Source organism: Pseudomonas sp. MOIL14HWK12:I2 (genome assembly GCF_000510745.1).
Lineage (GTDB): Bacteria > Pseudomonadota > Gammaproteobacteria > Pseudomonadales > Pseudomonadaceae > Chryseomonas > Chryseomonas oryzihabitans.
Genome location: NZ_KI783313.1, coordinates 177,658 through 191,520, shown reverse-complemented (window position 1 = coordinate 191,520; position 13,863 = coordinate 177,658). Strand labels below are relative to the sequence as shown.

Below are 13,863 nucleotides of genomic sequence, written 5' to 3'. Positions count from 1 at the left end.
GCCCATGACTGAAGAACTGCTCTACCAGGAACGCGTCCCCGGCGGCGGTACCGCCTCCTTCATCCTGCGCCGCGGCCAGACCCTGCGCCTGACCGACGTGGAAGGCGGCGCCAATGTCAGCCTGCTGCTGTTCAATGCCGATGACCGCAGCGAGCGGCTGAATCTGCCGGATACCCTCAAGGGCCAGCACACCGCCCGTCTCACCGCCGGACATTGCCTCTATTCCGACATGGGACGGGTGCTGGCGGCCGTGGTGCGCGACACCTGCGGCTGGCACGACAGCTTCGGCGGCGTGGCCAATGCCGCCGAGGTGGCCGAAAAATACGGCGCGGGCCGTTACCAAGAATTGCGCAACCGCTTCCACCGCAACGGCACCGACAACCTGCTGGTGGAGCTGGCCAAGTGGGGCCTGGGGCTGGAAGACCTGTTGATGACCCTGAATCTGTTCAGCCGGGTGGACGTGGATGCCGAGGGCGCCTTTGCCTTTGTGCCCGGCAACTCCCGCGCCGGCGATCTGGTCGAGCTGTATGCGCCCATGAACACCCTGGTGGTGCTGACCGCCCTGCAGCATCCGCTGGACCCGGATCCAGTCTATGCGCCGCGCCCGGTCGATCTCGCCCAGTTGCGCGCCGCGCCCGAGGTGGCCGAGCGCTGCCGCACCTCGCGCCCGGAAAACGAGCGCGCCTTCCAGAACACCGCCCGCTACTTCCTCTGAGGCCCCGCCATGAATCTGATCGCCAGCACCAAACGCCCGGAAGATGCCAGCTACCGCGCCGTCCTGCCGGCCGGAGCGCCCTACCTCAAGGAGGTCAAGGCCGGCCAGACCCTGCGCATCCATGACCTGGAAGGCAACCAGGCGGTGGACACCCTCTTCTACGCCGCTGCCAATCCCCAGGAACGCTACGATCCCCAGCGCACCCTGAGGCGCCAGGGCCGGGTCTATCTGTCGACCGGCAGCGTGCTCTATTCCAACCTGGGCAATCCGCTGCTGACCATCGTCGCCGACACCTGTGGCCGCCACGACACGCTGGGCGGCGCCTGCTCCCAGGAGAGCAACACGGTGCGCTACGCCCTGGACCGCCGGCAGATGCACAGCTGCCGCGACAACTTCCTCTGCGCCGGTGGCCATGACGGGCGCCTGGGCAAGCGCGACATCGGCGCCAACATCAACTTCTTCATGAACGTGCCGGTGACCGCGGATGGCGGCCTGACCTTCGCCGATGGCATCTCCGGCGCCGGCAAGTACGTGGAATTGCGCGCCGAGACCGACGTCATCCTGCTGATCTCCAACTGCCCGCAGTTGAACAACCCCTGCAACGGCTGGAATCCCACCCCGGCGGAGGTGCTGCTATGGGACTGACCCGCGTACGCCAGCTCTGGCAGTGGCTGCGGCCGCACCTCTATCGGCTGTGTGAAGTCCGCGCCGGACGCTACGGCTACCGCGGCAAGCGCTAGACGCCGACTGACCCACCGCCCTCGCGCGGCCTCTTGGGGACGACCCCGAGAGCTTTTATCTGGCGGGACGGCCCGCCGCCTTCGAGGACGCCTCGAATGTTCACCACCCTGCTCATCGCCAACCGTGGCGCCATCAGCTGCCGCATCCAGCGCACCCTGCGCGACCTGGGCGTCGCCGCGGTCGCCGTCTACAGCGAAGCCGATCGCGCCAGCCGCCATGTCAGCGAAGCCGACCAGGCCTTCAGCCTGGGCGAAGGCGCCGCCGCGGTCACCTACCTGGACACCGCCAAGCTGCTCGAGGTCGCGCGCCAAAGCGGCGCCCAGGCCATCCACCCCGGTTATGGCTTCCTCTCCGAGAACGCCGCCTTCGCCGAAGCCTGCGAAGCGGCTGGCATCGCCTTCGTCGGTCCCACCCCCGAGCAACTGCGCACCTTTGGACTCAAGCACACGGCGCGGGCCCTGGCGCGCGCCCAGGGCGTACCGCTGCTGGAGGGCACCGAGCTGCTGGAGACCCTGGAGGCGGCCCTGGCGGCCGCGCGTGCGATCAGCTATCCGGTGATGCTCAAGAGCACTGCCGGCGGTGGCGGCATCGGCATGCGCGTGTGCCGCACGGACACTGAACTCGCCGAGGCCTTCGACGCCGTGCGCCGGCTGGGCCAGAACAACTTCAGCGACGCCGGCGTCTTCCTGGAGAAATACATCGAGCGGGCGCGGCACCTGGAGGTGCAGGTGTTCGGCGATGGTCAGGGCGAGGTCCTGGCGCTGGGCGTGCGCGACTGCTCGGTGCAACGCCGCAACCAGAAGGTGCTGGAGGAAACCCCGGCGCCCAACCTGCCGGCCGGCATGGCCGAGGCGCTCTGCGCCGCCGCGCTGAAGCTGGCGCGCGCGGTGCGCTATCGCAGCGCCGGTACCGTGGAGTTCGTCTACGACAGCGCCGCCGACCGCTTCTACTTCCTCGAGGTGAACACCCGGCTGCAGGTCGAGCACGGCGTCACCGAGCAGGTCTGGGGCGTGGACCTGGTGCGCTGGATGATCGAACTGGCCGCCGGCGACCTGCCGCCGCTGGCAACCCTCGCCGCGGGGCTGCAGCCCCAGGGCCATGCCATCCAGGCGCGACTCTATGCCGAAGACCCGGGTCGCGACTTCCAGCCTAGCCCGGGCCTGCTGACCCAGGTCGACTTTCCACCGGCGGATGGCCGGGCGCTGCGCCTGGACACCTGGGTCGAGGCCGGCTGCGAGATCCCGCCCTATTTCGATCCGCTGGTGGCCAAGGTCATCGCCTGGGCACCTGATCGCGACGCCGCCCGCCAGCGTCTCGACCAGGCCCTGGCCGCGACCCGGCTCTATGGCGTGGAAACCAATGGCGACTACCTGCGGCAGATCCTCGCCGCCCCGCCCTTCGCCAGCGGCCAGCCCTGGACCCGCTGCCTGGAAGGCCTGACCTACCAGGCCACCACCCTGGAGGTGCTCAGCGCCGGCACCCAGACCACGGTGCAGGACGCCCCCGGACGCCTCGGCTACTGGTCGGTGGGCATTCCCCCTTCCGGCCCCATGGACGACCGCGCCCTGCGCCTGGGCAATCGCCTGCTCGGCAACGACGGCCGCGCGGCCGCCCTGGAAATCACCCTGGCCGGCCCGACCCTCAGATTCAACACCGAGGCCATGGTGGCGGTCACCGGCGCGGCGCTGCCGATCCTGCTGGATGACCAGCCCCAGGCCATGGACAGCGTCTTTCGCGTACCCGCGGGTGCCATCCTGCAACTGGGCGCCGTCACCGGTGCCGGCGCCCGCAGCTATCTCTGCCTGAAAGGCGGTCTGGACCTGCCCGAATACCTGGGCAGCCGCAGCACCTTCACTCTCGGTCAATTCGGCGGCCACGGTGGCCGCGCCCTGCGCGCCGGTGACGTGCTGCACCTGCACCCGCTGACCGACGCGCACACGGAGGCCCGGCTACCCGCCGCCCTGACCACCCAGCTCGCCGAGACCCGCACCCTGCGCGTCATCTATGGCCCCCATGGCGCGCCGGACTATTTCAGCCCGGCCTATCTGGATCTCTTTCTCGCCACCGACTGGGAGGTGCACTTCAATTCCAGTCGTACCGGTGTGCGCCTGATCGGGCCCAAGCCGGAATGGACCCGCGAAGACGGTGGCGAAGCCGGTCTGCACCCCTCCAACATCCACGACAATCCCTATGCGGTCGGCGCCGTGGACTTCACCGGCGACATGCCGGTCATCCTCGGCCCGGACGGCCCCAGCCTGGGCGGCTTCGTCTGCCCGGTCACGGTGATCGAAGCCGATCTCTGGCAACTGGGCCAGCTCAAGGCCGGTGACCGAGTGCGCTTCCTGCCGGTGGACCTGGCCACCGCACGGCGTCTGCAGCTGGCACGCCTGGCCGAGGAAAGCGGCTTGCAGCCGCAGGCGGAGATCGCCATCGCTCCCGAGCGCGGCGATCCCGTGGTGCTGGACCTAGGCCAGGGCGCCGAGCGCCTGGTGGCGCGGCTTTCCGGGGATACCCATCTGCTGCTGGAGATCGGCCCACCGGAGCTGGACCTCGCCCTGCGCTTTCGCGGCCACGGCCTGATGCAGGCGCTGGCCGCCCTGGCGCTGCCCGGGCTGTGCGAGCTCACCCCGGGCATCCGCTCGCTGCAGGTGCACTACCAGCCCGAAGCTCTGCCCCTGGCCGAGTTGCTGGCGGCGGTCAGTCGCTGCTGGCAGGCGCTGGGCGATGCCCAGGACCTGCGGGTACCCTCGCGCATCGTCCATCTGCCGCTGTCCTGGGACGATCCGGCCTGCCGCCTGGCCATCGAGAAATACACCACCACGGTACGCAAGGACGCCCCCTGGTGCCCGAGCAACCTGGAGTTCATCCGCCGGGTGAATGACCTGGAGTCGCTGGAGGCGGTCAAGCGCATCGTCTTCGACGCCAGCTACCTGGTGATGGGCCTGGGCGATGTCTATCTGGGTGCACCGGTGGCTACCCCCCTTGATCCGCGCCACCGGCTGGTGACCACCAAGTACAACCCGGCGCGCACCTGGACCGCGGAAAATTCGGTGGGCATTGGCGGCGCCTATCTGTGCGTCTATGGCATGGAAGGCCCCGGCGGCTACCAGTTCGTCGGGCGCACCCTGCAGATGTGGAATCGCTATCGCGAAGTCGAGGCCTTCCACGGCCAACCCTATCTGCTGCGCTTCTTCGATCAGATCCGCTTTTATGAAGTCTCAGCGGAGGAATTGCTGCGCATCCGCGCCGACTTCCCCCTGGGACGGGTACCCCTGCGCATCGAAGAGAGCGAACTGTCCCTGGCCGACTACCAGGCCTTCCTGGCCCGCGAAGCCGAGGGCATCGCCACCTTTCGCGGGCGTCAGCAGAGCGCCTTCGCCGCGGAGCGGCAACGCTGGATCGACTCCGGCCAGGCGCATTTCGACAGCCAGGAAGCCGCCGTCGAAGCCACCGAAGACGCCCCCCTCGCCAGCCACCAGTTGGCCCTGGAAAGTCCGGTGGCCGGCAATCTCTGGCAGGCCCAGGTGCAACCGGGCGATCAGGTGGAAGCCGGCCAGCCGCTGCTGATCCTGGAGTCCATGAAGATGGAAATCCCGCTGCTCGCCCCCTGCAGCGGCCGGATCCACGACCTGCAGGTCCAGCCCGGCTCGCCGATCCGCGCCGGCCAGCGCCTGCTGGTCATCGACAAGACGTGAAGGAAGCCACCATGACATTCGATCTGCGCCTCGACACCCTGAGCGCCGCCTATGCCGCCGGGACCCGGACCCCGCGTGCGCTCATCGCCGAACTGCGGGAACAGGCCGCGGGCCTCAACCCCGAGTACCGGCTGTTCATCCACCTGCTGACCCCGGCCGAACTGGAGCCCTATCTCGCCGCCCTGGACGACCGCGATCCCGGCGAGCTACCGCTCTATGGCATCCCCTTCGCCATCAAGGACAACATCGACCTCGCCGGCATCCCCACCACGGCGGCCTGCCCGGCCTATGCCTATGTGCCCGAGCGCTCGGCGACCCTGGTGGAGCAGCTGGTCGCCCTGGGCGCCGTGCCCCTCGGCAAGTGCAATCTCGACCAGTTCGCCACCGGCCTCAACGGTACCCGTTCGCCCTATGGCGCCTGCCGCAACAGCGTCCACCCGGACTATCCTTCCGGCGGCTCCAGTGCCGGGTCGGCCCTGGCCGTGGCCCTGGGCGTCGCCAGCTTCGCCCTGGGCACCGACACCGCCGGTTCCGGGCGCGTGCCTGCGGGCTTGAACAACCTGGTGGGCCTCAAGGGCAGCAAGGGGTTGCTGTCCACCGCCGGCGTGGTGCCCGCCTGCCAGACCCTGGATTGCGTGACCTTCTTTACCGCCACCGCCGCCGAAGCCAGCACCCTGCTGGCGCTCACCGCCCGCCTCGATCCGCGCGATCCCTACAGCCGCGCCAATCCGCAGTGGAACGACGCCAGTGCCTTCGGCCGCCCGCGGCCCTTTCGCTTCGGCGTCCCGACCCAGCTGGAATTCCTCGGCTGCCCGGAAAGCCCGGCGCTGTTCGCGGCCGCCAAGGCGCAATTGGAAGTCCTGGGTGGCGAAGCCGTGCCGCTGGATCTTGCGCCCTTCCTGGAAGCCGCGCGCCTGCTCTATGAGGGTCCCTGGGTGGCCGAGCGCTACAGCGTGGCCGGCGCCCTGATCGAGGCCGAGCCGGACGCGGTGCTGCCGGTGATTCGCGCCGTGCTGGACAAGGCGCCCGGCACCACGGCAGTGGACGCTTTTCGCGCCGGCTATCGCCTGCAGGCATTGAAAGCCCAGTGCGATGCCCTGCTGGCCGAGCTGGATTGCGTGCTCACCCCCACCTATCCGCGTCCGGTGACCCTGGCCGAACTGGCCGCCGAGCCGGTCGCCCGCAACGCCGATCTGGGCTACTACACCAACTTCATGAACCTGCTGGACTACGCCGCGGTGGCCGTGCCAGCCGGTGTCATGACCAATGGACTGCCCTGGGGCGTGACGCTGTTCGGCCGGGTCTTCACCGACCAGTACCTGCTGAGCCTGGCCGCGGCCCTGCAGGAAGCCCAGGGCCTACCCCTGGTCGGCGGCGCCCACCCAGGCGCCAGCCTGCCGGCGCGCCCCGCCCGCCATGACCGCGCCCGCCTGGTGGTCTGCGGTGCCCACCTGCAGGGACTGCCGCTCAACGGCCAGTTGCTCGCCCGTGGCGGCCGACGCCTCGCCCTGACCCGGAGCGCGCCGCACTATCGCCTCCACGCCCTGGCCGGCGGCCCGCCGCTCCGTCCGGGCATGGTTCGGGTCGCCGAAGACGGCGCCGCCATCGAGGTGGAAGTCTGGGAGCTGCCCAGCAGCGAACTGGGCAGCTTTCTCACCGGCATCCCCGCCCCGCTCGGCCTGGGCAAGGTGGAATTGGCCGATGGCAGCTGGGAAACCGGCTTCATCTGCGAGCCCTACGGCCTGGCCGGCGCCGAGGACATTACCGACCATGGTGGGTGGCGGGCGTGGTTGGCAAGTCGCAGCGCCGTTTAGGTCGGGCGACGGGCCAGGCGGCGAAGCCACCGTATCCCAGGACGCGCAGCGCGCCGCTACTAGCCGCCGCTGTGCAAGCGGTGGACGGACGCACCCGTCTGCCGTTCATGAGCTTCTCTCAAGCCGCCATGAGCCGCGGGCGCTAGCCGTACCCGTGGCCGCCTGCTATCTAGGGTGTTCGAAGCCGCTGACCGCTGCTGGGCAGTGGCGCCTCCTCGCTTGAAGATCGAAACACCCTCATGCCTCTCTCCTGCACCGACCGCTACGACCTTCCCCTGTCCACCCCTTCCACTCACGCCGCCGAGCGCTACCAGGCCGGTGTCGACCTGCTGCTGTCGCTCTGGCCCGGGGCAGCCGAGGCGCTCGACGAGGCGATCGCGGCCGATCCTGATTTCGCCCTGGCGCTGGCAGCACGGGCGCGGCTGCAGCTGATCGACAACCAGGCCGGCGCGGCCCGGGAGACCATCGCGCGGGCGCAGCGGCTGGTCGAGCGGCTTGGCACGGAGCGCGAGCGCAGCCATGTCGAGGTCCTGCGGCGACTGATCGGCGGGGAAGGCGCGCGGGCGCTGCAGGGCGCGCTGGAACATGCCGAGCGCTGGCCACGCGACATCCTGATCCTTGGCCTGCCTCTGGGGGCCTTTGGCTTGCTGGCGTTTTCCGGGCGGGCCGATCATGACCAGGCGCGGGTCGACCTCTGCGAACGCCATGCCCGCCATTTCGCCGCGGACGACTGGTGGTTCCTGACCTACCGCGGCTGGTCCCATGGCGAGAACGGCGATGTGGTCCGCGGTCGAGTGCTCACCGAGCGGGCGCTCGAGCTGCGCCGTCACAACGTCAATGCGGCCCATGCCCTGACCCATGTCCTGCACGAATCCGGCGACAGTCAGGCCGCGCAGGCCCTGATCGCCGGCTGGCTGCCCGAGTATCCGCGCCATGGCACCCTGCATGGACATATCGCCTGGCACGGCGCTCTGGTGGCCCTGGAACAGGGTGACAGCCAGGGCGCGCTGGACCTCTATCAGCGCTTCGTGGCACCGGCGGCGTCCACCGCCGGCCCGCTCAATCGGGTCAGCGACAACGCCTCCTTTCTCTGGCGCCTGGGACTCTATGGCCATGAGGTGCCCGCCGAGCTCTGGCAGGCCACCGCCGCCAGTGCGGAGGGGCTGTTCCAGCAACCGGGGCTGGCCTTCGCCGACGTCCATATGGCGCTGATCGCCGCGGCGACCGGGGATCGTCTGGCGGTGGAAGCTCGGGTCGCCGGACTGGAAAGTCGTCTGCGCGACGACGCTCTGGCCGCCGGGCCGGTGGTCCCCCTGCTCTGCCGCGCCCTGCTGGCTTTTGCCGAGGAGGACTACCCGGGTTGCGCCCGGCTGCTGGAGCCGCTGCGCGGGGACGTCGCCCGCATCGGCGGCAGTGGCGCCCAGCGCGAGGTCATCGAAGACACCCTGCTGGTCGCCCTGCTGCGCGGGGGTGAACACGCCAGGGCCGCGGCGCTGCTGGACGAGCGGCTTCACCGGCGGCCCTCGACCCGGGATCGGCGCTGGCAGGCCAGCCTGGCGTTCTGAAGCGCGGGGTCAGGCGTGGGTCAGATACCAGCGCCAGTCCTGCTCGCCCACCTCAGCCATGAATTGCCGGTATTCCGCGCGCTTGATGGCGAGGTACACCTCGATGAAGCGCTCCCCCAGTGCCTCCCGGATCCAGCTGGAGCGCTCCAGCGCCTGTAGCGCGGTCAGCCAGTCGGTGGGCAGGAAGTCGGTGGCCTGCTCGTAGCCGTTGCCGACAGTGGCCGGCCCCGGGTCACGTTCGTCACGGATGCCTTCATGGATGGCGGCGAGGATGGCCGCGGCCGCCAGATAGGGATTGGCATCGGCGCCACAGATGCGGTGCTCGATGTGACGACTGCTGGCCGGACCGCCGGGTACGCGCAGGGACACGCTGCGGTTGTTGACCCCCCAGCTCTTGGCCAGCGGCGCATAGCTGTTGGCCTGGAAGCGGCGGTAGGAGTTGGCGTTGGGGCAGAAGATCGCCAGGGCATCCAGCATCCGGTGCTGCATGCCACCGATGGAGTGGCGCAGCAGCGGCGTGCCCTGAGGGTCTTCGCTGGCATAGAGGTTGTTGCCCGCGGCGTCGGCGAGGCTGACGTGCAGGTGCAGGCCACTGCCGGCCTGGTCGCCGAACGGCTTGGCCATGAAGCAGGCCTGCAGGCCGTGGCGGTTGGCGACCCCCTTGACCAGGCGCTTGTAGCGAATGCCCTCGTCGATGGCCTGGAGGGCATCGACGCGGTGCAGCAGGGTCAATTCGAACTGGCCGGGGGCGTATTCGGAGATGGCCGTGCGCACCGGCAGGCCCTGTACCTCGCAGGCGGCGTAGAGGTCGTCGAGAAAGGGCTGCAGCTGCTCCAGTTCGTAGACCCCATAGACCTGCGGCGAGCCGGGTCGTACGCCATTCATCTGCAGCGCCGGTTGCGGCCGGCCCTGGGCGTCGCGGGTGCGGTCGAGCAGATAGAACTCCAGCTCCACCGCCATCACCGGCTGGAAGCCGTCGGCCTGCAGCCGCTCGATCACCCGTACCAGGGCATGCCGGGGATCGGCGGGGGTGGCTGGCAGCCCCTGGGTCGGGTGCATGCTCACCTGCACCTGGCCGGTCGGGGTGCTGCGCCAGGGTTGCAGGGTCAGGCTGCCGGGCAGCGGATAGGTCCAGCAGTCGACATCGGCGACCTCCCAGACCAGGCCGGTGGCCTCGACGTCTTCCCCCTGCAGGGTCAGCGCCAGGATGGAGCTGGGCAGCGGCCGGCCCTCCTCGTAGATGGCCAGCAATTCGTCACGGTGCAGCAGCTTGCCGCGCGGCACGCCATTGGCGTCGATCAGCATGAGTTCGATGCTGCGCACCTCGGGGTGGGCGGCGAGGAAGTCACGGGCTTCCTGGGCGTCGGCGAAGTTCATGGCTGACACTCCCGGGCGCTGGGCAACGCCAGGAGCTCGCCAAGAGCCTGGTCGAGGGTGGCCAGCAGGCGGTCGACGTCCGCCGCTTCGAGATCCGGGCAGCACAGGGTCATGTTGTGGAAGGGGGTGATGAGGATGCCCCGGTTGATCAGGTAGAGGTGCAGCGCCTGCTGCAGGCTGTCGTGGAAGGCGGCCTCCGCCTCGGCGCCGGTGGTGGGCGGCGTGGCGCAGAATTGGAATTCGCAGCGGGCGCCCAGCTCCGTCACCGACCAGGCCAGGCCATGGCGGGCGATCACCTCGCGCAGGCCGGCGGCCAGTCGCGCCGCCAGCGGCAGCATCCGTGCATAGGCGGCCGGGGTCATGACCTCTTCCAGGCTGACGCGCAGGCAGCGCATGGCCAGGGCATTGGCCGACAGCGTGGTGCCCATGCCGCTGTGCCCATGGCCGTGGCTGGTCTCGCTGGCATGCTGCTGCGCCAGACGCATGGCCTGGGCCATCTCGTGGCTGCAGCCATAGGCCGAACAGGGCACGCCACCGGCGATGGGCTTGCCGAAGGTGATGAAGTCCGGCTGGAGATTCCAGGCGCGGGTGCAGCCGCCGGGGCCGGTGGACAGGGTATGGGTCTCGTCGATGATCAGCAGGGTGCCGTACTGCCGGGTCAGGGCGCGAACCTGTTCCATGAACCCCGGGGCGGGCAGCACCATGCCGATGTTGGTCATGGCCGGCTCGCAGATCAGCGCGGCGACGTCGCCTTTCGCCAGTGCCGCCTCCAGCGCCGCGAGGTCGTTGAAGGGCACCGCCCGGCTGGTCTCGGCCAGGTTGTGGGCCTGGCCGATCAGGCCGCCGCGGTGCACGGTACGCCCCTCCTGATGGCGCACCATGACGTCGTCGACGGTGCCGTGGTAGCAGCCGTCGAACACCAGCAGCATCTTGCGATTGGTGATGGCGCGCGCCCAGCGGATGACATAGCGGTTGGCGTCGGTGGCGGTGGTCGCCACCTGCCAGAACGGCAGGCCGAAGCGCTCGGCGAGCAATTCCCCGGCGACCACGGCATCCTCGCCGGGCAGCATGGTGGTGAGTCCGCGGGCGCCCTGCTCGGCCAGGGCCCGGGCGATGGGCGCCGGTGAATGGCCGAACATGCTGCCGGTGTCGCCCAGGCAGAAGTCGATGTACTCGTGGCCGTCGACGTCATGGAAGCGCGAACCCTGGGCATGGCTGACGAACAGCGCACTGGGCATCGACCAGTCGTTCATCCAGTGCATGGGCACACCGCCGAACAGCGAGTGCCGGGCGCGCTCGGCCAGGGCGAGGGACTTGGGATTGCGCGCCAGGAAGCGCTCGCGTTCGGCCGCGACAAAGCTCTGCACGGCGGCTTCGCTGATACCACTGGTGGTCATGTCGAATTCCTCTTGGGGTGGAGGGCGGATCGGCCCGGGCTCAGTGCCCGGCCGAGACGCCGCAATCGATGGCCAGGTCCGCGCCGGTGATGGAGCGGGCGGCGGGTTGGCACAGGAAAAAGGCCAGCTCGGCGACCTCCTCGGGCTGGATGAAGCGCGCCGCTTCACCTTGCGGATACTTGGCCAACAGGTCCTGCAGGTAGGCGGCGGGATTGCCGTCGCCATAGCGCTCGGCCTGAAAGCTCAGCATGGGCGTCGCCACATCGCCGGGGGAGATGCTGTTGCAGCGCACCCCGCTGGGCGCCAGATCCAGGGCCAGGGCCTTGGTCATCAGGGTCACCGCCCCCTTGCTGGCGCAGTAGACGGCGGCATTGCGATTGCCCTGGCGACCGGCATCGCTGCTCAGGTTGACGATGGCGCCCCGGGTGTCCCGCAGCGCGGGAATGGCCGCGGCGCAGAGAAAGAAGCTGGCCTTCAGATTGACGTCCAGCACCAGGTCGAAGTCTTCCTCGCTGAAGGTCTCGGCTGGGCCTTCGCGCCAGACACCGGCGCAATTGACCAGGGCGTCGAGCCGACCGAGGCGGTTGAGGGCGCTGGCGACCACCTCCCGGCTGGCGCTGGCCTGGCGCAGGTCGGCGGCGTGCTGGCCGGCAAGGCCACCTTCGGCCTCGAGCGCCGCCAGGGCCGCGCCATCGAGATCGGTACCGAAGACCCGCCAGCCGGCCTGCAGAAAGTGCGCACGCACCGCCTGGCCGATGCCCCCCAAAACCCCGCTGATCAGCACGACTGGCTGCATGTCAGGCCCCCTTGTTTTCGATGCGGCTGTTGCCACCGTCCACCACCAGGTATTCCCCGGTGATGTAGCTGGCCTCGGGCGAAGCCAGGAAGGCCACAGCCGCGGCGACCTCGGCGGGACGACCGGCGCGGCCCACGGGCACCCGGGTCGCGGCCTGCAATTCTTCCGGCAGGCTGGAGGCGGTCTCGATCCAGCCGGGCGCCACGGCGTTGACCGTGATGCCCTGCCCGGCCACCTCCAGCGCGAGACTCATGTTCATGCCGACCATGGCCGCCTTGGCCGCGCTGTAGGCCGCGGCATGCGGAATGCCCGCCCGGGTGCCGGTGGCGGAACTGACATGGACGATGCGGCCATAGCCGCGCGCCTGCATGCCGGGCAACACGGCGCGGGTCAGCAAGAAGGCCGTGGTCAGGTTGCGCGCCAAGGTCAGATTCCAGTCGGCCAGGGTCATCCGCGCCACCTCGACCAGGGGCTCGGGATTGCCCTGCATGGCCATGCCGGCATTGTTGACCAGGATGTCGATACGGCCCCAGCGCGCCTCGGCCCACTGGCAGAACTCGCCAACGGCCGTCTCCTCGGAGAGATCCAGCGCCCGGCCTTCGGCGGTGAAGCCGGCGGCGCGCAACTCCGCCACCCGCTCCGCGATCCGGGCGCTGCTGGCGGTGACGATCAACCGCGCCCCCGCCGCGCCCAGGCGCCGGGCGATCGCCATGCCGATACCGGATTCGCTGCCGGCACCGCTGATCAGGGCCACCTGGCCCGCCATCGACTCGCTCATGTGGCTGTCTCCGTTGTGGTCTGCTGGACTCTAAGCCGGTCTGGCTGATACAAAAAGACGATCGTTATCAACGAAATTGACAACCATGGCCTTTACCAGCGAAGCGCTCCGGGTCTTTCTCGCCGTGATCGACGAGGGCTCCTTTTCCGCCGCGGCTCGCGTCCTGGGGCGGGTGCCCTCCGCAGTGAACATGGCGATCTCCCAACTGGAGGCCGAGCTGGACCTGGTGCTGTTCGATCGCGCCACCCGCAAGGCCTTGCCGACCCCCGCCGCGCGCGCCCTCGAACCCCAGGCGCGGCAGGTGGCCAGCCAGCTCACGCTGCTCGACGCCCATGCCCTGCAATTGCATGCGGGGCTGGAACGGCGCTTCGTGCTGGTGATGGCGCCGGAGTTGCAGACCGGCGCCTGGAGCCGCCCGCTGATGACCCTGGCCGAGGAATTTCCGGCCCTGGAAATCGAGATCCGCTCGGCCGCCCGCGCCGAGGCGATCCGCCTGCTGCACGAGGGCAGCGTGGACATGGCGCTGATCTTCGAGCGCCCGGGCATCAACGCGCTGGAAGGTTTCGCCGAGGCTGGCAGCCAGTTGCTCACGGCGGTGGCCGCGCCCGGCTATCCCGCCTCCCGCCAGGATCGGCCATTGGGCGAAACGCTGATGGCCGATACCCGCCAGATCGTGGTGGCCGGGGGCGACCGTAATGCCTCGGACCCGCAGATCGTGCTGTCGCAACGGGTCTGGCTGACCGACAGCTACCTGGCGACGCTGGACCTGGTGCAGGCCGGGCTGGGCTGGGCCTATCTGCCCCACCCGCTGGTGCGGCCGCTGATCGCCGCCGGCCTGCTCGAGCAGGTGCAATTCGACAACATGGCCAGCCAGATCCGCCGCTGGATCGACGTCATCTGGATCAAGAATCGCCCCCTGGGCCTGGGCGCGCGCCGCTACCTAGAGTTGTTGCGCGAGCAGATCGGCACCAAGCCGGAATAGCGG

At 69.6% G+C, this 13,863-nt stretch carries 10 protein-coding genes; 6 read left to right on the top strand and 4 right to left on the bottom strand.

Annotation, left to right across the window (positions count from 1 at the left end):
- Window positions 1–4 precede the first annotated feature (4 nt).
- The 5 genes from PSK12I2_RS0117185 (at window position 5) to PSK12I2_RS0117160 (ending at window position 8,530) form a co-directional block, all read left to right on the top strand.
- On the top strand, window positions 5–715 hold the full coding sequence (locus tag PSK12I2_RS0117185) for an urea amidolyase associated protein UAAP1 (RefSeq protein ID WP_027599333.1): 711 nt from the start codon (window positions 5–7) through the stop codon (window positions 713–715).
- 9 nt (window positions 716–724) lie between these two features.
- Entirely contained in the window at window positions 725–1,360 is a 636-nt protein-coding gene (locus tag PSK12I2_RS0117180) for an urea amidolyase associated protein UAAP2 (RefSeq protein WP_027599332.1), read from the top strand.
- Between the two features lie 191 nt (window positions 1,361–1,551).
- Entirely contained in the window at window positions 1,552–5,151 is a 3,600-nt protein-coding gene (gene uca / locus PSK12I2_RS0117170) for an urea carboxylase (protein ID WP_027599331.1), read from the top strand.
- 11 nt (window positions 5,152–5,162) lie between these two features.
- Window positions 5,163–6,965, top strand: a complete 1,803-nt coding sequence (gene atzF, locus PSK12I2_RS0117165; RefSeq protein ID WP_027599330.1) for an allophanate hydrolase — start codon at window positions 5,163–5,165, stop codon at window positions 6,963–6,965.
- A gap of 239 nt (window positions 6,966–7,204) precedes the next feature.
- Entirely contained in the window at window positions 7,205–8,530 is a 1,326-nt protein-coding gene (locus PSK12I2_RS0117160; RefSeq protein ID WP_027599329.1) for a tetratricopeptide repeat protein, read from the top strand.
- Window positions 8,531–8,539: 9 nt separating this feature from the next.
- Here PSK12I2_RS0117160 and PSK12I2_RS0117155 read toward each other — a convergent pair whose 3' ends face one another.
- From PSK12I2_RS0117155 to PSK12I2_RS0117140, 4 genes are read right to left on the bottom strand one after another with little or no spacing between them, the layout of a single operon-like run.
- Entirely contained in the window at window positions 8,540–9,907 is a 1,368-nt protein-coding gene (locus tag PSK12I2_RS0117155) for a glutamine synthetase family protein (RefSeq protein WP_027599328.1), read from the bottom strand.
- Window positions 9,904–11,304, bottom strand: coding sequence for an aspartate aminotransferase family protein (locus tag PSK12I2_RS0117150; protein ID WP_027599327.1), 1,401 nt, complete (start codon window positions 11,302–11,304; stop codon window positions 9,904–9,906). The genes PSK12I2_RS0117155 and PSK12I2_RS0117150 overlap by 4 nt, the downstream gene beginning before the upstream one ends.
- 40 nt (window positions 11,305–11,344) lie before the next feature.
- A complete protein-coding gene (locus PSK12I2_RS0117145) occupies window positions 11,345–12,100 on the bottom strand; it encodes an SDR family NAD(P)-dependent oxidoreductase (RefSeq protein ID WP_027599326.1) in 756 nt (251 codons plus the stop codon).
- Between the two features lies 1 nt (window position 12,101).
- Window positions 12,102–12,878 carry an SDR family NAD(P)-dependent oxidoreductase gene (locus PSK12I2_RS0117140; protein WP_027599325.1) on the bottom strand — a complete coding sequence of 259 codons (777 nt, stop codon included), beginning with the start codon at window positions 12,876–12,878 and terminating at the stop codon, window positions 12,102–12,104.
- 85 nt (window positions 12,879–12,963) lie between these two features.
- On the opposite strand from PSK12I2_RS0117140, the gene PSK12I2_RS0117135 reads away from it, so the two are divergent.
- Window positions 12,964–13,860 carry a LysR family transcriptional regulator gene (locus PSK12I2_RS0117135; RefSeq protein WP_027599324.1) on the top strand — a complete coding sequence of 299 codons (897 nt, stop codon included), beginning with the start codon at window positions 12,964–12,966 and terminating at the stop codon, window positions 13,858–13,860.
- Window positions 13,861–13,863 lie beyond the last annotated feature (3 nt).

Excerpts from the sequence above, each read along its gene's own strand:
- PSK12I2_RS0117185 (WP_027599333.1), top strand. The coding sequence starts at position 5 with ATGACTGAAGAACTGCTCTACCAGGAACGCGTCCCCGGCGGCGGTACC.
- uca (WP_027599331.1), top strand. The coding sequence starts at position 1,552 with ATGTTCACCACCCTGCTCATCGCCAACCGTGGCGCCATCAGCTGCCGC.
- PSK12I2_RS0117150 (WP_027599327.1), bottom strand. The coding sequence starts at position 11,304 with ATGACCACCAGTGGTATCAGCGAAGCCGCCGTGCAGAGCTTTGTCGCG.
- PSK12I2_RS0117160 (WP_027599329.1), top strand. The coding sequence starts at position 7,205 with ATGCCTCTCTCCTGCACCGACCGCTACGACCTTCCCCTGTCCACCCCT.
- PSK12I2_RS0117145 (WP_027599326.1), bottom strand. The coding sequence starts at position 12,100 with ATGCAGCCAGTCGTGCTGATCAGCGGGGTTTTGGGGGGCATCGGCCAG.
- PSK12I2_RS0117135 (WP_027599324.1), top strand. The coding sequence starts at position 12,964 with ATGGCCTTTACCAGCGAAGCGCTCCGGGTCTTTCTCGCCGTGATCGAC.
- PSK12I2_RS0117180 (WP_027599332.1), top strand. The coding sequence starts at position 725 with ATGAATCTGATCGCCAGCACCAAACGCCCGGAAGATGCCAGCTACCGC.
- PSK12I2_RS0117155 (WP_027599328.1), bottom strand. The coding sequence starts at position 9,907 with ATGAACTTCGCCGACGCCCAGGAAGCCCGTGACTTCCTCGCCGCCCAC.
- atzF (WP_027599330.1), top strand. The coding sequence starts at position 5,163 with ATGACATTCGATCTGCGCCTCGACACCCTGAGCGCCGCCTATGCCGCC.
- PSK12I2_RS0117140 (WP_027599325.1), bottom strand. The coding sequence starts at position 12,878 with ATGAGCGAGTCGATGGCGGGCCAGGTGGCCCTGATCAGCGGTGCCGGC.